Here is a 17,616-nt window from a genome sequence, read left to right on the forward strand (position 1 = left end):
CATGGCTGATCGTCAGCTGCTGCTGATCAAGCAGGAAACCGTCGAAGGCACCGACGCCGCGCCGGCCGCCACCGACGTCGTCTGGGCCGAAGGCGCCCAGTTCACGCCCCAGGGCGACCGCAGCAAGACCACTGTCAACAAGCCGGGCGTCGGCGCAGTCGCGGGCAAGCTCACCGGCCAGTACGGCGAGCTGACCTTCAGCGTGCCGCTGACCGCGTCGGGAACCAAGGGCACGGCGCCGAAGTGGGGCTTCCTGGCCAAGTTCTGCGGCCTGGGCGAAACCATCGTGGCCACCACCTCGGTGACCTATGCGCCGGCCGCTGATCCGAGCGCGTCTCCTTCGGCGACCATTGTCTGGCGCGAAGGCCGCCGGCTGCACAAGCTGACCATGGCGCGCGGCCGTGTCGGGCTGAAGCTGGACGAGAACGCCCGCCCGATGCTGACCTTCGCCTTCAAGGGCATCAAGGTCGCCGTCACGGACGGGGCGGTGATCGCCCATGCCGACGCCACCTGGACCGGCTGGGCCGACGCCATGCCGATCACGCAAGGCCGGACCACGTTCACCGTGGCGGGCGCCACCGCGCCGTTCCGCAGCCTGTCGATCGACCAGAGCGACAATGTGCTGTTCAGCGACCGGCCCAACCAGAAGCGCGTCGACCTGGTCGGCGAGCGGACCTTCTCGGGCAAGCTCAAGTGCGGCACGCTCCTGCCCAGCGTCCTCAACTTCGAGACCCTGGCCGAGGCCGACACGATCTCGACCCTGGCGCTCGTCCACGGCGCCACGGCGGGCAGCATCATCACGATCAACGCCCGCTTCCAGGTCAGCCAGCCCAGCTACTCCGACGACAAGGGCCTGGACGTCACCGACGTCGACCTCAGCCTCGTGCCCTCGGCGCTGAGCACCGACGACGAACTTTCCATCGTCCTGACCTAGCGCGCGCCCGCGCAACCTATTCCAGCGGGCGCGGGGACCTCTCCGCGCCCGACTTGTGACCGCAGTTCAAGCCTCAAGGAACCATGTCCCATGTCCGTAAAATTCGACTTCAAGAGCCTCGACGAGGCCTTCGAGTGCGCTTGGCCGGTGAGCATCCCGGTGCCGCAACCGGGCGGCTCGGTGCAGGCCCAGGAGATCACCGCGATCTTCAAGATCCTGTCGCCCGAGGAGGCCGACGCGGCCAACAATCAGCTCACGGCCGACAACCCCTGGGCTTGGTTCAACGCCTGGTGGGTCGGTCTGGAGGGCGAGGATCTGACACCCGAGCTGCGCGACAAGATGCTTCGGCGCCCTTACGTCCGCGCCGCGCTGACCAACGCCTATCAGAACTTTGTCCAGGGCATCCCGGCAAAAAACTGACCGAGGCGGCGCGCCTGATCGCCACCGGCCGACGCGAGACCGCCGAGCTGGTGACGGCGGAGATCGAGAGCATGCTCGAAGATCTCCGCGCCTTCGGCTACCCGCCCGAAGAGATCCAGAAGGCCGCCGCCGACCTGATGGCCCAGCGCCGGGCGCCCGACGCCTTCGCGGTCCATCCGCACAACGCCTTCGCCGTGCGGCTCTTCCTGGCGATGCAGACCCAGTGGTCGAGCGTCGCGCTGTCGACCATGTCGGCCGCCCGCATGGTCCGCACCGGCCTCAAGTACGAGGTTCTGGAGATCACCGCGCGCCTGGCGGGCCTGGGCGAGATCTCGGCCGACGACTTCATCCGCATCCGCAACATGGAAATCGACGCCCTTGAAGCCTGGGCGGAGGCCGCCGCTTGACCGATCTCGTCGCCCGTCTCCGCCTTGAAGCCAGCGCCGGCAACACCAGCCAGGTGGTCGGCGCGGTGCGTCGCGAGGTCGAGGGCCTGGCCCCGGCCGGCGCTCGCGCGGCCGGCGGCATGCGCGAGGTCCAGACAGCCACGGCCAGCTTTGAACGCTCGGCCGGAAGCGCCCGTGCGGCCGGTGCGGCGCTGGGCGCGACCCTTGGTCTGCTGGGCGGCCGCGAGCTGGTCAACCAGCTCAAGGACGCGGCCTTCGCCACTGCGGGCCTGACCACGGGTCTGTCGGCGGTCGCCGGCGGCGCTCAGGGCGCGGCCGACGCTCAAGGCTTCGTGCGCGAGCAGTCCGAGCGCCTGGGTCTCGTCATCCGCGAGAGCACCGCCGGCTATCTGCAGTTGGCGGCCGCCACGAACGGCACCGCGCTGGCGGGACAGAAGACCAAGGACATCTGGCTGGGCCTCAACGAGGCCGGCACGGTTCTGAACCTCTCCCAGGAGAAGCAGAAGTCGGCGATGGAGGCGATCAGCCAGATCGCCAACAAGGGCCTGGTCAGCCAGGAGGAGCTGCGCCAGCAACTGGCCGAGGCTCTGCCGGGCGCATACCAGGTCGCCGCCCGCGCGATGGGCCTTACGACCCAGGAGTTCGGCAAGCTGGTCGATAGCGGCAAGCTGCTTTCCGAAGACTTCCTGCCCAAGTTCGCCGCCCAGCTCTCCAGAGAGTTCGGGCCGAAGATTGACGCGGCGCTGACCACGCCGATCGGCCAGGCGCGTCTGGCGTTCGCCGACTTCAAAAACACCACCGATGGCCTGACCGCCACGGCGGGCATGGCCTTCCTGGAAGGGCTGACCAGCGGCCTGCAGGCGCTCAACGCCGAGCTGGGATCGGCCGACACCCGCGAGGCGGCCCAGGCGCTGGGCAAGTCGCTCGGCGAAGGTCTGAGCGCCGCCGCACAGGGCGCGGCCTTCCTGGTCGAACACCTGGACGAGGTGCAGGCCGTCGCCGGCGCGGTCGTTGCGATTGGTCTCGCTAAATGGCTGGTCACCTCGGCCAGCGAGGCCCGTGGCGCGGCCGCCGCGTACCTGGCCAAGGCCCAGGCGGCCCAGTCGGCCGGCGCGGTCTCGGTGGTCGCCGCCCAGGGCGAGACCGCCGCCGTCACGACGCTCCGCGGAGCCATCCTGGCCACCGCTCAGGCCGAGGTCCGCGCGGCCGCCACCGCCCGCGACCTGGCGCTGGCCAACGAGCAGGCGGCTGTGGCGACGCTGGCCCAGGCCCGCGCCGAAGCGGCCAGCCTGGTCTCGACCATGGCGCTGTCGGAACGGCGCGCCCTGGTCGCCACCGCCGAGCGCAACCTCGCCGCCGCCCAGATCGCCACCGCCGGCGCATCGGCCAGGGCCGAAGCCGCCGCCGTGGGCCTGGCTCGTGCGACGACCGCCGGCGGCGCGGCCGCCCAAGGCGCAAAGGCCCTGTTCGGCGGCCTGATGACCATGCTGGGCGGGCCGTGGGGCATCGCGCTCGGTTTGGCCGGCGCGGCGATCTACGGCGTCACCTCGGCCTTAGACGATAACAAGCGCGCCCAAGAGGAGCTGAAGGCCTCCGGCGAGCGGTTCGCCCAGGTCATGCGCGATACGGCTTCCTATGCGCGTCCGGCGGCTGATGGTGTTCGAACGCTTGGAAAGGAAAGCCAGGGCGCGGTCGCGGGGACCGATGCCCTCGCGAACTCGGTAAGGGGGCTCGCCGATCAGACGTTCCGACTTGCCAATGCCAAGGCGCAAGCAAAATACGATGCTTTAAGCGCGGAGCGCGAAGCCAACGCGGCAAAGATCGATCAGCTCGAAAGCCCAAGTCTGGGGACTAAGGCCCGAAACGTTGTCGGCGGCTGGGTGGACTCGTTCACCAGCTGGTATCGCGGCTACAATCTCGATCTTTCCGGCTTGAGAGCTCGCGAAGAGCAAGTCGGCGGGCTGCTGAAAATGAACGCGGCGCTCGATGCCCGGATGCTTGGCATCCTGCTCGACCCCAGTTCCAACCGCGAAGATGCATCCAGCCCGCCCTCCGCCACCGGCGGCGACGCCAAGGCTGACCGGGTCGCCCTTCGCGCCCAGGACAAGTCTGCGGATCTCGAAGCCCTCCGGCTCGCCCAGGAAGCCTACACCCGCGCGCTGATCGCGGGCGGCGCGGCCCTGGACGACTGGCACATCAAGGAAGCCGGCCGCCAGGCGGTGGAGCGCCTGGCGCTGGCTGATCGGCCCAAGCTCACGGCGGCCGAGCAGGCCCTGGTCGAGCAGATCCGCAGCCGGGCCGAAGAGACCGAACGCCTGAAGATCGCCAACGAGCGGATCGAGAAGGCGATCGGCCTGCAGAAGACCGCCGAAGCCGACACCGCCGCCCTGCAGCGCCGCTCGGCCGCCGCCCTCGAGGGCGAGGCCGCGCTCGAAACGCTGCAGGTCAGGGAAGCCGGCGTCCAGGCGCTGCAGCAGCTGGGCGTCGACACGCTTGACCAGCTCACGGGCGCCACCCTGGACCACGCCAAGGCCGCGATCGCCACCGCCGAGGCCAAGGAAAAGCAGTCGATCGCGACGGCAAAGGCCGAGCGGGTCGCCGCCCAGATCCGCGACCTGGCGCTGCGAACCACATCCGAACTCGACTACGCCCGCGCCGTCGCCGGCGGGACCGCCGCCCTGGTCGCCTATCAGCGCGAGGAGGCCGTTCGCCAGGAGCTTGAACGCGCCGGCAAGACCCTGACCGACGACCAGGTCGCCGCTCTGCGCGCCAAGGCCGAGGCCTTCTTCGCCGCCCGCGCCGCCGCCGATAGCGCCGACCTGACCGCCCGCCAGGCCGAAGAGCTGCGCCTGGCGCAGCTGACCAATAGCCAGCGGGCCACCGAGGAGCGCTACCTGCAGCGCAAGTCGCTGCTGCTGGCCGAACACGCCGACTGGACCGAAGCCGAAGTCGAGGCTCGCGCCCGCGCGCTGGCCTTGGCCGATGAGGCCGCCGCCCAGGACGCAAAGGCCAAGGGCGAGCTGAAGGAGGGCCTGAAGCAAGCCTTCATCGAAAGCGGTCGCCTGGGCTTTGAGGACGTCGGCGACTTCGTCGAGCGGCGCCTGCGCGAGGCCGTCTACAACGCGCTGCTGGCCCAGCCGATCGACATCCTGATCAACGCGGTGATCGGCTCGGTGGGCGGGATGAACGCCCTTGGCGCCGGGAGCGGGCTTGGCCAGGTCGTCGGCGCGGCCGGCCTGGGCTCGCTGTTTAACTCCGCCGGCGGGCTGGCCGGTCTGACCACCGGCGCGGCGAGCCTGGCGACGAGCGTCCTGGGCAAGCTGGGGATGAGCGGCTGGAACGCCGCCAAGTTCGGCGGCATGGCCGGCGGCGCGATCGGCGGCGCGGGGACCGGCATGCTGGTCTCGTCGGTCGCCGGCATGCTGGGCCTTAAGCAGAACAAGGGCAACCAGATCGGCTCGTCGATCGGCGGCGCGATCGGCAGCTTCATCCCGATCCCCGGCGGGGCGATCCTGGGCTCGATCGCCGGCAACCTGATCGGCGGCCTGGTGGCCGGAAAGCCCTCCAACCAGGCGGCCGTCGCCTCGCTGGACGCCAAGGGCAACGTCGTCTCGATGGATGGAGCCAAGCGCACCGACGCCACGACGGCGGCCGCCACTCAGGTCGCCCAGGCTGTCGCCCAGATCCAGGCCGCGCTCGTCGCCGGCGGCGCGACCCTGAGCGCCACGGTCAGCAAGATCGACATCGGCACGCGCGACAGCACCCACCTGAACTTCTCGAACGGGACCTCGATCGACACGGCGGTCGGCGACGTCTCGGCCGCGATCGAGGCGGCGACCAAGACCATCATCGCCAACGCCAAGTGGGCCAGCGAAGCCCAGACGGCCTATGCCCAGAAGCTGCTGGCGGCAGGCGCGACCATCGACCAGGTCGTCGCCGCCATGGCCACGGCCGGCGGTTTCGCGGGCTCGATCGACGACGCCATCCAGCAGCTCGTCGATCCGGCCGCCTACGCCAAGAAGCAGGCCCTGGACGCGATCGACGCCAACTACCAGGCGCTGAAGGCGCAGGCCCAGGAGCTGATGACGGCGGGCCTGGCGACCGAGGACGTCCTGGGCAAGATCGAGCGCCTGAAGGAGCTGCAGGTCGACGAGGCGCTCAAGCGTCTGGGTTCGGCGGCCGATGGCGCAGCCGGGGCGCTCGCGGGCCTTGAACCGGACGCCTTCCAGCGCTCTGTCGGCGACGCCATCGCCCAACTGCGCGATCCGACCGGGTTCGAGCGCTCCAAGGCCCTGGGCGACATCGAGGCCAACATCGCCGAGATGAAGACGCAGGCGGCCGGCCTGGTCGCGGCCGGCAAGCTGTCGACCGAGATCTTCGCCCAGCTCGACACGCTGCGCGATCTGCAGGTCGCCGACAGCATCAAGAAGCTGGGCGACGCCGCCGGCGACGCGGCCCAGGCCCTGAAGGATGCGGCCAGCGCCCAGAAGGCGGCCGCCGACTTCGCCTCGGGCATCGACGACGCCATCCTGCAACTGACCGATCCGGTCGCCGCCCAGATCCAGCAGATCAACCGCGACTATGCGGCCAAGATCGAGACGGCCTCGGCGATGGTGGCGGCCGGCCAACTGGGCGGCGACGTCCTGGACAAGCTGGCCAGCCTTCGCGACCTGCAGATCCAGGAGGTGATGCAGGGCCTGGCCGACAGCGCCACCGACGCCACCGACGCCTTCGCTGACGCGCGTCCGCGCCTGCAGGCCTGGCTCGATAGTCTCGGTGTGGGCGCCAACTCGCCGCTCAACGCCGGCGAACAGCGCCAGGCCGCGATGGCCAGCTATGAGCGCGTCCTGGAACGGGCGCGGGCCGGCGACGCCGATGCGCTCTCGCAGATCACCGGCCTGGGCGACCAGCTGCTGTCGGCTGATCGCACCGCCACCTCCAGCGCCACCGCGCGCCTGGCTCTGTTCAACAAGGTCCAGGGCGACATTCAGGGTCTGGCCGCGACCAGCGGCGCGGGCCTGGTCGGCGCGGATCCGCGCCTGACCGAAGCCAAGCGCACCACCGACCTCCTGAAGAAGATCGAGACCTCGCTGGATCCCCAGCTCGTCGCCCTGCGCCCGGCCGCGCCGATCGAGGTCAAGCTCTCGCCCTGGCTCCAGACCCTGCACAAGGAAACGACCGGCGAGCAGACCAAAACGCTGCAGGAAGCCCTTGAGAAGCTGACCACCAAGACCGAAGACGTCCGCTCTGCGGTCACCGACGGCTTGTCCAAGGTGGGCGTCGCCTTGGAAAACGGCCTGGCCGGCCTGGGCGGTGCGTTCGCCGCCAGCGCGGCTGAGACCGCCGCTGAGATCGGCGCACTGGCCGACCAGGTCGGGGCCCTGGCCCAGAGCCAGCAACTGACCACCACCTATATGCGCCGGGCCGTCGAGAAATGAGCGGCGACACGGTCATCCTCGTCGAGGTCGAGGTCACCGCGCCGGGCGGCGCGACGACCACGCTGCGGTTCGCCGATCGCGCCATCCGGCCGATGGCTCCGACCGACGCCCTGCGCCCCAACGCGATCTGGGATGATCGTTTGACCCAGGCCCCGGCGCTGCGCCGCGCGCTGGTCGAAGACCTGTCGACCCTGAGCGCCGGCTGGGGCGTGGCGCAGTTGAGCCTGGCCAACGGCGACGGCGCCCTGGACACCTATCGCACCCACATCTGGGGCGAGGTCCGGGTCTATCGCTGGACCGAGGGCTCGCCCTTCGCCACGGCCGTGAGCCTTTTCGAGGGCCGCGCGGCCCTGCCGACCTATGACCGCTCGGCCAAGCGTTCCGCGCCCGTCTCAGTGGGCTTCTATGACCCTCGGGTCGAGCTTGATCAGCCGCTGCAGGTCAACCTCTACAGCGGCGCGGGCGGCTATACCGGCCCCGCCGAGCTGACCGGCCGCCCCAAGCCCCTGGCGTTCGGCGATCTGTCGACCGCCCATATCCCGGCGCCCCGGATCGAGGTCGCCGCCGGCGTCTATCAGCTGCATGACGGGCAGATCGCCGGGCTCAGCGGGGTGTTCGATCGCGGCGACGACGCGGGCCTGGCCAGCGACGGCGACAAGGTCGGCGCTGCGTTCGACGCCTGGGCGCCCGCGCCGGCTCATTACGCCACCGACCTTGAGCGCGGGCTGTTCAAGGCCAACACCACACCGGTGGGCGCGGCGACCTTCGGTTTCCTGGGCGACGCCGGCGGCGGCTATGTGAACACCGCCGGGCCGATCCTGGCGCGCCTGCTGGCCCGGCTGGGCGTGCCGGGCGATCGGATCGGAGCCAGCATCGCAGGCCTGGCCTCGACCGCCCCGGTCGGCGTCTTCGACCAGAGCGGCGGCGCCGGCCGCGAGATCCTGGGCTGGCTGAGCCGCTCGGTTCTGGCCGCCGTGCTGCCCGACCGCGCCGGCGTCTGGCAGGCCGTGCGCCTGGCGCCGCCCAAGCCGGTCGCCGACTACGCCATCGACTATTTCGACATCATCGACCTGATCGAAGATCCCAGCGCGCCGACCCCGGCCGGGATTGTGCGTGTGGGATGGGGGCGCATCTGGACCACCTTCCGCGCCGACGACATCGCGCCGGCCCTGAAGGGCACCGCAGCCGCGATCGGGCTGGAGGCTGAGTATCGGTACGCCCAGGTCGAGGACGCGGCCGCCAAGGCGCGCGGCCCTGGCGCCTGGCGCACCCTGGAGCTTCAAACCGCCCTGCGTTCGGAAGCCGACGCCCTGGCGCTGGCCGCTCAGCTCAAGACGCTGTTTGGCCTGCGGCCCGATGGCGCGGCCCGCACCCTCTGGAAGGTCCAGATGCCCCTGACCGATGCGGTGATGGCCGTCGAGCTGGGCGCCACCGTGCGCCTGACTTACCCGCCGCGCGGCATCGACGAGACCTTCGTGCTGCTGGTCGAGGAGCCCCATTCGCCGGGCCGTGACATGACCACCTGGACCCTGTGGGGCTGACATGGACGAACTTGGCCAGCTCATCGACGTGAACATCGCCCTGGACGCGACGCTGACCGGCGGCGACTGCCTGCCGACGCTGCCGCTCTCCAACCTGCAGATCCCGGCCGGCGAGTACTTGAAGAGCCCCGCGCGCTTCGTGGACGCCACCGACCTGGACGGCACCCAGTTCGAGGCGGAGCTGCCCTGGGCGCAGTCGATCAATCTGATCGCGCTGCTGTTCACGACGCTGTCGCGCACGGCGCTGTTTCGGCTGACGATCGCGGGCGCGGACGGCGACCTGGATAACCCAATCTACCAGGGCGAATGGACGCCAGTGGTGCCGCGCCTTTGGCAGTCCTCGTCGCTGGACTGGGGCGCGCCGAACTGGTGGACCGGTCAGCCGCTGGCCCGTGATCTGGACCTCTATCCGCGCCACCGCTGGATGCCGCTGCCCGCCCGCACGCTCTGCAAGCGCCTGCGCGTGGAGCTGGACGACCGCGACAATCCGGACGGCTGGATCGATATCGGCGGCCTGCTGATCGGCCTCGGCTGGTCACCCTGGCGCAACTTCGATCGCGGCCGCCAGCGCGAGCTGATCGTGCGCTCGCTGATCGAGGAGACGCCGTCCGGACGGCTCATCACCGAAGCCCGTCGCCCGCGCCGCCAGCAACGGGTGACCTGGTCGATGCTGACGGCGGCCGACGCTGACCGCATCACCGACGCCTCGATCCGGGCGTCCGACACCGGGGTGGTCTTCTTCGTGCCCGATCTGGGCGACCCGGCGAGCCTTCTGCGGGACTGCTTCCCCGCGACCATCGCGCTGCACCCGCAGCCCACCCTGGGCTTTCCCGGCCTGCACACGGCCACCGCCACCTTCCGAGAGGTCATCGCATGAGCGCCGCCACCGACCGTTTGACCAGCGGCCATTACAACAGCTTGCCGCAGAGCGTCGCCAACCCCGGCGGCATGGACAACGGCGGCCACGTCGAGAACTTCCCGGCCGCCCTGGTCGACGTCGGCACGGCCGCCGTGGAGATGATCGCCGACAACGCCGCCACCAAGGCCGCGATCGAGGCGGACAACGACGCGACCCTGTCGGCCGTCAATGCGGCCAACACCGCCGCCGTCGAAGCGATGACGGATCTGTCCGACGCCGCCACGGCCGCAAAGCTCGCGGCCCAGGCCGCCGAGGTCGCCGCGACCAACAAGGCCAACGAAGCCGTCGCTACGGCGACCAGCGCCCTTCGCCTGATGCTGGCCAACTTCCCCGACCGGCTGGACGCCACGGGCTCGGCCTTCACCGAGGCCCTGGTGGGCGATCCCTCGGCCGTGGCCTCGCCGGCCGGCGCCAAGATCGTCAACGCCGCCGGCTACGGCTTGCTCTATCAAGCGGCCGGCGCGGCGACCCTGGCCCACAAGGGCGTGATCACCGCAGGCCCCGAGTACGTCATCGAGATCGCCGTCGAGATCGAGCAGACGGTGGTCGGCGCTGGTGAAACGCCCGCCGCGCGCATCCGCCTGCAGGGCCTGGACAAGGACTACGCCTCGACGGGCGCGGCCGCGACCGGGCCTCTGGTGGTCACCCCGGCCGGCGTGACCACGATCACCCGCCGCTTTGCCTATGTCGCCCCCACCGGCGGCACGGCCTGGCCGCAGGCCGGCGTAGCGATCTGGCTGCGCCCAGCCGTCGACATCAACCGCAAGTCCGATGACAGCGGGGCGGCGGCGGGCTCGACCGCGCGCGTGCGGCGCATGTCGATCCGTGACGTCACCGCCACGGTGGCCTCGGAGACCGCAGCGGCGGCCGCCGCCGCCTCGGCCGCCGCGATCACCTTCTCGACCCAGGCCGAGGCCGAGGCCGGAACCGCGCCCGGCACCGTGATGAGCCCGCTGCAGGTGGCCCAGGCGATCGCCTATCAGGCGCTGGCGGTGGGGGCGGTCATCAAAGCCGTTACCGCGCCTGGCGCGCGCTTCCTGGCGTGTGACGGGGCCAGCTACCTCAAGACCAGCTATCCCGCTCTGGCCGCCGCGATCGGCGACAGGTTCGCCAGCTATACGGCCACGACGCCGACGCCCAAGGCGGGGCTTACGACCTTGGGGATGCTCGTCGAGCCCGCCTTCGCCATCGCGACGGGGTTGAACGGGCACATTCAGACCAGCGTGGACGCTCAGACCTGGACCGAGCGCGCCGCCAACACGGCCAACTTCAGCAACGGCCTGGGCGCGATCAAGATCGCGGCCAGCTACCTCGTCTACGGCCGTCATGCGACCTCAACGAACCGCTCGCTGGTCTCAAGCGCGAACGGCACGACGGGTTGGGCCGACGTCGCTGCGTTCGGGACCTTCAACAACGGCCAGGGCTGCATCTCGTCGATGGCCTATGGCGTCATCAATGGCGCGGCGACCGTGGTGGCTGTCGGCGGCGCAGCCGGCGCTTCCGCCCAGATTAGGTTCTCGACCGACGAAGGCGCCAACTGGGCCAATCTAAGCTCCTGGGGCGCGGGGCCGACCACCGACCCCGACAGCCCCAAAGCGATGATCGCCAACGGCGTTCTGGGGCTCTTCTGCCCGTCGCCGGCGTCGTTTCAGCGGGCGACCACCATGGCCTCTTACGCGGCCGTCACGGGCCTTCCTGCAGCGCCCGCCTCGGTCGAGGTCGGCGCCGGGTTGTTCGTCTGCCTCATGGCGACCGGCGAGGTCTATACGAGCCCGGATCTGCTGACCTTCACGCTGCGCGAGCCGCCGCCTGGCACCCCGACCTTCACGGGCTATCTGGGCCATTTCAACGGCGCCCATCACTTCAAGGCGACGGTCGGCGCGCGGGTCCAGTTCTTCGCCACTGAGGACTTCACGGGCTGGCGCCGGGTGACCATGCCGCAGGCCCTGGGCTCGATCACCGCACCGCTACGCCCGATCGCGGGCAAGTTCGCAGCCCCCACGGGCGCGATCACCACGGTGCTGGCCTCATTCGCGCACAACGCCGCCACCGAGTTCCCCGTGCCGCTGCTGGCGGGTGACCTGCAAAGCTACATCAAGGCGCTCTGACCATGATCACCATCTGCCAAATCGACCCCGCAACCCTGGTCTGGACGGGCCTGGTCGACCAGCTCGCCGACGACCAGGTCGAGATCCCGGCCGGCTGGATCATCGCCGAGCCGCCGGTGCTGGACGAGGCCCAGACAGCCACCTGGACCGGCGAGGCCTGGTCCATCCAACCGCCGCCTGTCGAGCTGATCGCGATCTACCGCGTGGACCCCGAGACCTCGGTCTATGCCAGCGAAAGCACGCTGATCGAGGCCGGCGCGGCTTGCCCGGCGGGCTGGGTCCGCAGCGCGCCGCCGCCCCCGGCCGAGGCGGGCGTGGTCGCGGTCTGGCAAGGCGACGCCTGGGGGCTCCAGGATGCGGCTGAGATCTCGATCGAGCCGGCCCGCCGCGCCTTGCGAGCGCGCCTGGACGCCGTCTTCCAGACGATCAGCACGGCCAACTTCGCCTGGGACTTCGGCGCCGTCGAAGCCGTCGACGACCTGGGCGTCAACGTCGGCCCGGCCGGCGTGCGCTCGCTGCAGATGCGCGGGCTCGAAGACAAGACCAACTGGACGGCCGTGCACAGCGCCGCCACGGCGGCCGTGATGGCCGGGCAGGCCTCGGCGATCATCCCGATCAAGTGCGACGACAACGTCTGGATCCAGACCACGGCGATGGGCGTCCTGACCGTCCTGACGATCGGCGACGGCCCCAAGGTCGCGCTGCTGGCCCGCCAGTCGCTGAACCTGGCGCGCTACGGCGCGCTCAAGCGCCTGATCGCCGACGCTGCCGACCAGGCCGCGCTCGACGCGATCGACCTCTCGGCCGGCTGGACGGAGGGTTGATATGCGGCTCAAGCCCCTTCGCGAAGGCGCGGCCTCGCCCAGGGCCTGGCCGGTGGTGGATCCGGATCCGCAGATCCACGGCCTGGTGCTGGACTTCATCGGTTCGAAGAGCCGTGGAAGGCCGTTCTACAAGCGGCTGAACGACCGGTACGCGGACCTGAGCCAGATCCCTGGCTGGTCGTATTCGGGGGCCACCAGCAACGGTCAGCCGCGCTTTGCGGAGACCAGAGCCGGGCTGCTGTCGCCGTTCGCGGCGGGAGAGCCTCGCCTCACCGATCGCGGGCTGCTGATCGAGGAGGCGCGCACGCGGTACTCGACGTCCGTGAACATCAGCCCGACAAGCGTCATGTCGTCCGTGATCCCCATGAACGGCGCAGTTGTTTCTGTCGTGGCCGTCGCGGATTTGCCGCCGACCGTAAAGGCTGCCTTCGACGCCTCGCCAGTCCGCAACATCACGACCTCCGTCTACAAGGTCGTCATGGACGGATCGCAGCCCTATCAAGGGGTGGTTTTGAGCGGAACCTCCGCCGCGAACACTGCTCTCTGCTTCAGCGCCTTTGCCCACGTTGAAGGCGGCGTGGCCTGGATTGGACAGAGCGGTTCAACCAGCATGGTGAACAGCATCTCCCTGGGCGCGGGATTCACCCGTGTTGGACGGGAGAATGTTCAATCTAGTGCAGGGCGTGTGCTGCGCCTTGGGCACAATGGCGAAGGCACCTCAACACCGGGAACGTTCTACTTCATCCTCGATCAATACGACGCTGGCGCGTTCTGGACCTCGCCGATCGCCAATGCGTCTAACGGCGCAGGAGCCAGTCGCGCCGCAGACATCGCCTATGTGACGGGACTGGGGGTGATCCTCGGAGAGCCCGTCACCTATGGAACGGAGTTGCTGTCGGGGCCTTGGACGCTGACCAACGCCGGGGCGTCGACCGTGACCGAGAGCCCCGCTGGGCAGCTTAATTTCAGCGGCGACGGGACGAACACCGCCACGGCCGACCTGTCTTTCCCGACCGAGGTTGGGCGCCTCTATACGCTGCGGGCCAATATAACGACCGACACGGTGGCGGTGCTGATTGGCACCAGCCAGGGCGGCCAGCAGTTGCTGACGGCGACGGGCCTTTCTGTCGGCCAGCAATCTCGAACCTTTGTCGCAACCGCGACGACGACCTGGCTTCGTTTCCGGCGCGGCAATGCGGGGCCGGCTGTGGCTTCAGCAATCTCCGTAAAGGACACAGTGCCTTCTCCGATCACGCTGGCGGCGGCGGCAGATCTGAGCGCCTACGACGCGGCGGTGCAGGTGCTTGCCGCCGCATCAGACGCAGGTTCTGCAAACAGGCTAGACTTGGAGCGTTCCGCTGGCGCGACCGCGCGCGTGGATGGCGGAAGCCAGGGCGTGCTTACCGGCACATCATCCGCTAAGGCCGGCGCCCGAGTGCTCAAGGGCGCGGCGCGCCTGCGTGGCGACGGCTCGGTCAAGGCGGCCTGGGATGGCGTAGTTACGGCAGGCTCTGCGGCTAAAGCGATCAGCGGGATGAACCGGCTCGATCTCGGCCAACGAGTGGGCGGGAGTGTTCCGCTCAACGGCTACATCCAACGCATTGTGGTCGGCGGCGACCTGGACGACGCCCAGCTCGCGGTGCTGTCGGCATGAGCGCGTTCACCGGCGAGCTGACGATCACGGAGCTGAACGCTCGCAAAGGTCTGTGGCGCCTGGAAGAGCAGCTCCGTTACGAGGTCGGCTCCAAGGGGTCTGGCCGCTGGGTGATCGCCCCGGCCGGAATGACCACCGATGGCGCGACGACCATGATTTTTCGGCCGATCCTGCCGGCCTGGGGGACCTACAGTCGCGCCGCCGTCATCCACGATCATCTTTGTGATCTGCTGCGGGCTGGGCGGCCGCACCCTGAGGCTCAGACTTACGCGGCGGCGGCGCGGGTGTTTCGCGAGGCAGCGAAGGTGGCGGGGACTTCGCTGCCGGTGCGCTGGGCGATGTGGGCGGCGATCCGGCTTTGGTTTGCTCTGCGAGAGCTTGCTTAGCGTGTCGCATCACCATCACGCCGTCCCACAGGCCTACGAGGAAAAAGGCCCCGGACAGCAGCGTAAAGTAGAAGGCGGCCGTCTCGAAAGCCTTCGCCAGCTTGGGTTCAGATCGGCTTGCCCAGAGAAAATAAGGAGGGACGGCCGAGACGGCCAAGCCGGCCGCAAACCAGGAAAACGGCTCTTTAGCGAGCTGGGCGGCGGCCTGGATGTCATCGGCTTGGAGAACCCCACCCGCGAGGGCCAAGAACGCAGCGCCGTTGCCGAGTTGGGGCTGAAGCATCAGTCGACGCAGCCAGTAGGTCGAGTCGTCCAGGTTGGCGCGGTGCAGCTCCGCCAGCTTCTGGTCTTCCAGTTGCCGCTCGGCGCGGTCCCTCTCCTCGGCTTTGCGGGCTTCCTCTTTGGCCTGTTCCCTCAGGAGCGCGTCCAGCTGACCTCGAGCGAGTTCCAGTCGCTGCTGCTCGACTGCGAGGTCGGTTCGCGCGTAGCCGAGCTGCTCGCGCCACTCGATCTCCTCCCTCTCTGTGCGCGGGTAGGATCTTTGGTTGCTCAGCGCTTGGAGATTGCGCGCCAGAGCCTCAACCGAGCACTTCAGCTCAGCGATTTCTGCTTTCTGGGCTTCGATCTCTTCCACGACGCCTCCTGCCGAATAGGCGGGGGTTGGAGCGCGCCAACGCTCCAAGCCGAGGGGGATAGGTGCCCCTCACGTCCGGGGGTGCACGCCCCTTTCGCCCCGCCACCGGTCCGACCGGCGGGGCCTTTCTGAGTAGCTGTAAGCATGGAGTCGAGTCCGATTTTCACCGCCGTCGCGCCCGTTAAGCCGGCGGCGCCCTACCTCGGTGGCAAGCGCAACCTGGCCAAGCGCCTGGTCGCCCGCATCGAGGCCATTCCCCACACCACCTACGCCGAGCCTTTCGTGGGCATGGGCGGGGTGTTCTTTCGCCGCCGTCTGCGCCCCAAGGCCGAGGTGATCAACGACTGGAGCCGGGACGTCTGGACGTTCTTCCGCGTGCTCCAGGATCACTATGTGGCCTTCATGGACCTAATCCGGTTCCACATCTCGTCCAGGGCGGAGTTCGACCGGCTCAAGAGCCTGGACCCGGCCAAGATGACGGACCTGCAGCGGGCCGCGAGGTTCCTCTACCTCCAAAAGCTGGCCTTCGGCGGCAAGATCAACGGCCGCCACTATGGTGTCTCGCTTGATCGGCCTGCTCGCTTCGACGTCACCCGCTTGTCCGGCGACTTGGCCGAGATCCGCGACCGTCTCGCCGGCGTCGAGATCGAGTGCCAGCCCTGGGCCGAGTTCATCGACCGCCGCGATACGCCCGGCACGCTCTTCTATCTCGACCCGCCTTACTGGGCCTGCGAGACAGACTACGGCGACGGCATGTTCAGCCGGGCCGACTTCGAGGCCCTGGCGGTCCGTTTGAAGGCGCTTAAAGGGCGCTTCGTAATGTCTTTGAATGACGTTCCAGGCGTGCGCGAGACCTTCAAGGACTTCCAGATCGAGGCCGTGGGCACCCACTACGGCGTCGCCGGCGTCGGGGCCGCCCCGGCCCGCGAGGTCATCATCACCCCGGCCTAAAGCCGCCTTGCCCTGCGCCGGCCCCTAGCTCCAGGATGGGGCCGGCGATAGGAGAGCGCGATGCGAACCCTCGGTCATTGTCAGGAGCACGGCCTGACCCTCTACACGGGCTGCCGTTGCGGCTGGAGCCGTAAGCGGCCCGCCCAGGCCGAGTGCCGCGCCATGCGGGCCTTCACGATCGAGGAGCTGCAGAGGATGGGGTGGTTTGCCTGCGGCGACTGCGGCGGCCGGGACATCGGTGTCTCAATCTACAGCGACGGCCTGGGCTATCCCATGCAGCTGGAGGGGTGGATCCATCGAGCCCCCGGCTTCGCCCGCCCCCTGACCCTGGCCGGGGTTTAGGCCTTGCCGATTTTCAGAGGCACTGCGAAACCAAGTGTCTCGCGCTGCGAAACCAAATGTCGCGCTACACCGGCCAAGGCCGTATTCCCTCTCCCCGGCCCTCTCCCCGGCCCTCTCCCGCTGGGAGAGGGTGCATTCGCGCCACGCGCTTTTGGCTATCCCCTCCCCCGCGGGGGAGGCGAAATCAACGAAAGCTCTCAAGCCGTCCGAACGACCCCCGCCCCCTTGGCGGGCCAGGCGCAGAGCGCCAGCCAGGCCGCGATCCCGACGCCGGGAACCAGCGTCAGGCCCGCCAGCCAGCCGCCCAGCCCCATGTCGTGAAGGCGCTTGGACGACAAGGCCGCGAGCACCCAGACCTGCGCCAGCCACAGCCCCGCCGTCAGAGCGGCCCAAACCCAGCCGGCGTCGCGCGCGATCGCGTCCAGGGTCATCGCCCGATGATCGAGCATCGCGCCAAGACCGGCAAAACCGCCGCCGCTGGCGAAGGTCCAGAAATAGACGATGAAGCCCAGATGGCCGATCAGCCAGGCAAGGGTCGTCTGGGCCAGATAGGCGTCCCGCCCGATCACCCCACGCGCGTCGAACCACTGCCGGATCATCGCATTTCGCCCCTAACGTGAACGTCGGACGAAAGTAGATCCTAGATGGAAATCGTCTTCAAGGGGTTGGGCCCATAGCGATTGGCGCCCTGCTCGCCGCCCATCACGCCCAGCTCGACCACCGACCAGAGGATGACCAGCGAGAACAGGAAATCCAGGAAGTGTTCGGGCTGCGGCCACACAGCGACCACCGCGATCAGGATCAACATCGACCACCAGCCCGACCGACCCCGGTCATGCAGCCGCTTGGACAGCAGGCAGGCGCCGGTAAACAGCAGGATCGGATAGACGAACCAGCCCGTCAGCCAGTGCAGGGTGTAGTTGGCGATCGCCTCGTAAAAGACGGCGACGCCGACCACGACGGCCGAGGCGACCAGGAACGGCGTACGCGCCAGCCTGCCGTTCGACGACAGGAACAGTTCCGCCAGTTCGCTACGATCGCTCATTCGCCTGCTCCGA

General features: G+C 69.2%; 15 protein-coding genes. 13 read left to right on the forward strand and 2 right to left on the reverse strand.

Annotated elements, in window-relative coordinates; translation table 11 throughout:
• Window position 1 precedes the first annotated feature (1 nt).
• The 13 genes from OVA11_RS14255 to OVA11_RS14310 all read left to right on the forward strand — a co-directional run bounded on the left by OVA11_RS14255 (window position 2) and on the right by OVA11_RS14310 (window position 16,558).
• On the forward strand, window positions 2-934 hold the full coding sequence (locus tag OVA11_RS14255) for a hypothetical protein (RefSeq protein ID WP_268067977.1): 933 nt from the start codon (window positions 2-4) through the stop codon (window positions 932-934).
• Between the two features lie 90 nt (window positions 935-1,024).
• Window positions 1,025-1,354 carry a hypothetical protein gene (locus tag OVA11_RS14260; RefSeq protein ID WP_268067978.1) on the forward strand — a complete coding sequence of 110 codons (330 nt, stop codon included), beginning with the start codon at window positions 1,025-1,027 and terminating at the stop codon, window positions 1,352-1,354.
• 71 nt (window positions 1,355-1,425) lie between these two features.
• Window positions 1,426-1,761, forward strand: a complete 336-nt coding sequence (locus tag OVA11_RS14265) for a DUF1799 domain-containing protein (RefSeq protein WP_268067979.1) — start codon at window positions 1,426-1,428, stop codon at window positions 1,759-1,761.
• Complete coding sequence (locus OVA11_RS14270; RefSeq protein WP_268067980.1) at window positions 1,758-7,199, forward strand: tape measure protein; 5,442 nt, start codon at window positions 1,758-1,760, stop codon at window positions 7,197-7,199. The genes OVA11_RS14265 and OVA11_RS14270 overlap by 4 nt, the downstream gene beginning before the upstream one ends.
• Window positions 7,196-8,740 carry a hypothetical protein gene (locus OVA11_RS14275; protein ID WP_268067981.1) on the forward strand — a complete coding sequence of 515 codons (1,545 nt, stop codon included), beginning with the start codon at window positions 7,196-7,198 and terminating at the stop codon, window positions 8,738-8,740. The genes OVA11_RS14270 and OVA11_RS14275 overlap by 4 nt, the downstream gene beginning before the upstream one ends.
• A 1-nt stretch (window position 8,741) precedes the next feature.
• Entirely contained in the window at window positions 8,742-9,617 is an 876-nt protein-coding gene (locus tag OVA11_RS14280; RefSeq protein ID WP_268067982.1) for a hypothetical protein, read from the forward strand.
• Window positions 9,614-11,767, forward strand: a complete 2,154-nt coding sequence (locus OVA11_RS14285) for a tail fiber protein (protein WP_268067983.1) — start codon at window positions 9,614-9,616, stop codon at window positions 11,765-11,767. Before OVA11_RS14280 ends, OVA11_RS14285 begins: the two co-directional genes overlap by 4 nt.
• 2 nt (window positions 11,768-11,769) lie before the next feature.
• Window positions 11,770-12,591, forward strand: coding sequence for a hypothetical protein (locus tag OVA11_RS14290; RefSeq protein ID WP_268067984.1), 822 nt, complete (start codon window positions 11,770-11,772; stop codon window positions 12,589-12,591).
• Between the two features lies 1 nt (window position 12,592).
• On the forward strand, window positions 12,593-14,245 hold the full coding sequence (locus tag OVA11_RS14295; RefSeq protein ID WP_268067985.1) for a hypothetical protein: 1,653 nt from the start codon (window positions 12,593-12,595) through the stop codon (window positions 14,243-14,245).
• On the forward strand, window positions 14,242-14,631 hold the full coding sequence (locus tag OVA11_RS19850) for a DUF1353 domain-containing protein (RefSeq protein ID WP_442780893.1): 390 nt from the start codon (window positions 14,242-14,244) through the stop codon (window positions 14,629-14,631). The genes OVA11_RS14295 and OVA11_RS19850 overlap by 4 nt, the downstream gene beginning before the upstream one ends.
• Window position 14,632: 1 nt before the next feature.
• Window positions 14,633-15,397 (forward strand): hypothetical protein, encoded by a 765-nt coding sequence (locus OVA11_RS19855; RefSeq protein ID WP_442780894.1) that lies wholly within the window; start codon window positions 14,633-14,635, stop codon window positions 15,395-15,397.
• 12 nt (window positions 15,398-15,409) lie between these two features.
• The gene (locus tag OVA11_RS14305) at window positions 15,410-16,216 is read left to right on the forward strand and encodes a DNA adenine methylase (protein ID WP_268067987.1); all 807 of its coding nucleotides are present in this window, start codon (window positions 15,410-15,412) and stop codon (window positions 16,214-16,216) included.
• Window positions 16,217-16,276: 60 nt separating this feature from the next.
• Window positions 16,277-16,558, forward strand: coding sequence for a hypothetical protein (locus OVA11_RS14310; protein ID WP_268067988.1), 282 nt, complete (start codon window positions 16,277-16,279; stop codon window positions 16,556-16,558).
• A gap of 197 nt (window positions 16,559-16,755) precedes the next feature.
• Here OVA11_RS14310 and OVA11_RS14315 read toward each other — a convergent pair whose 3' ends face one another.
• On the reverse strand, window positions 16,756-17,157 hold the full coding sequence (locus tag OVA11_RS14315) for a DUF805 domain-containing protein (protein WP_268067989.1): 402 nt from the start codon (window positions 17,155-17,157) through the stop codon (window positions 16,756-16,758).
• A 41-nt stretch (window positions 17,158-17,198) separates the two neighbouring features.
• The gene (locus OVA11_RS14320) at window positions 17,199-17,603 is read right to left on the reverse strand and encodes a DUF805 domain-containing protein (RefSeq protein ID WP_268067990.1); all 405 of its coding nucleotides are present in this window, start codon (window positions 17,601-17,603) and stop codon (window positions 17,199-17,201) included.
• Window positions 17,604-17,616 lie beyond the last annotated feature (13 nt).

This window comes from Caulobacter sp. SL161 (assembly GCF_026672375.1).
GTDB lineage: Bacteria > Pseudomonadota > Alphaproteobacteria > Caulobacterales > Caulobacteraceae > Caulobacter.

What these genes read in the sequence shown, in the direction of transcription:
- OVA11_RS14255 (WP_268067977.1), top strand. Translation starts at nt 2, where the DNA reads ATGGCTGATCGTCAGCTGCTGCTGATCAAGCAGGAAACCGTCGAAGGC.
- OVA11_RS14260 (WP_268067978.1), top strand. Translation starts at nt 1,025, where the DNA reads ATGTCCGTAAAATTCGACTTCAAGAGCCTCGACGAGGCCTTCGAGTGC.
- OVA11_RS14265 (WP_268067979.1), top strand. Translation starts at nt 1,426, where the DNA reads ATGCTCGAAGATCTCCGCGCCTTCGGCTACCCGCCCGAAGAGATCCAG.
- OVA11_RS14275 (WP_268067981.1), top strand. Translation starts at nt 7,196, where the DNA reads ATGAGCGGCGACACGGTCATCCTCGTCGAGGTCGAGGTCACCGCGCCG.
- OVA11_RS14280 (WP_268067982.1), top strand. Translation starts at nt 8,742, where the DNA reads ATGGACGAACTTGGCCAGCTCATCGACGTGAACATCGCCCTGGACGCG.
- OVA11_RS14285 (WP_268067983.1), top strand. Translation starts at nt 9,614, where the DNA reads ATGAGCGCCGCCACCGACCGTTTGACCAGCGGCCATTACAACAGCTTG.
- OVA11_RS14290 (WP_268067984.1), top strand. Translation starts at nt 11,770, where the DNA reads ATGATCACCATCTGCCAAATCGACCCCGCAACCCTGGTCTGGACGGGC.
- OVA11_RS14295 (WP_268067985.1), top strand. Translation starts at nt 12,593, where the DNA reads ATGCGGCTCAAGCCCCTTCGCGAAGGCGCGGCCTCGCCCAGGGCCTGG.
- OVA11_RS19850 (WP_442780893.1), top strand. Translation starts at nt 14,242, where the DNA reads ATGAGCGCGTTCACCGGCGAGCTGACGATCACGGAGCTGAACGCTCGC.
- OVA11_RS14305 (WP_268067987.1), top strand. Translation starts at nt 15,410, where the DNA reads ATGGAGTCGAGTCCGATTTTCACCGCCGTCGCGCCCGTTAAGCCGGCG.
- OVA11_RS14310 (WP_268067988.1), top strand. Translation starts at nt 16,277, where the DNA reads ATGCGAACCCTCGGTCATTGTCAGGAGCACGGCCTGACCCTCTACACG.
- OVA11_RS14315 (WP_268067989.1), bottom strand. Translation starts at nt 17,157, where the DNA reads ATGATCCGGCAGTGGTTCGACGCGCGTGGGGTGATCGGGCGGGACGCC.
- OVA11_RS14320 (WP_268067990.1), bottom strand. Translation starts at nt 17,603, where the DNA reads ATGAGCGATCGTAGCGAACTGGCGGAACTGTTCCTGTCGTCGAACGGC.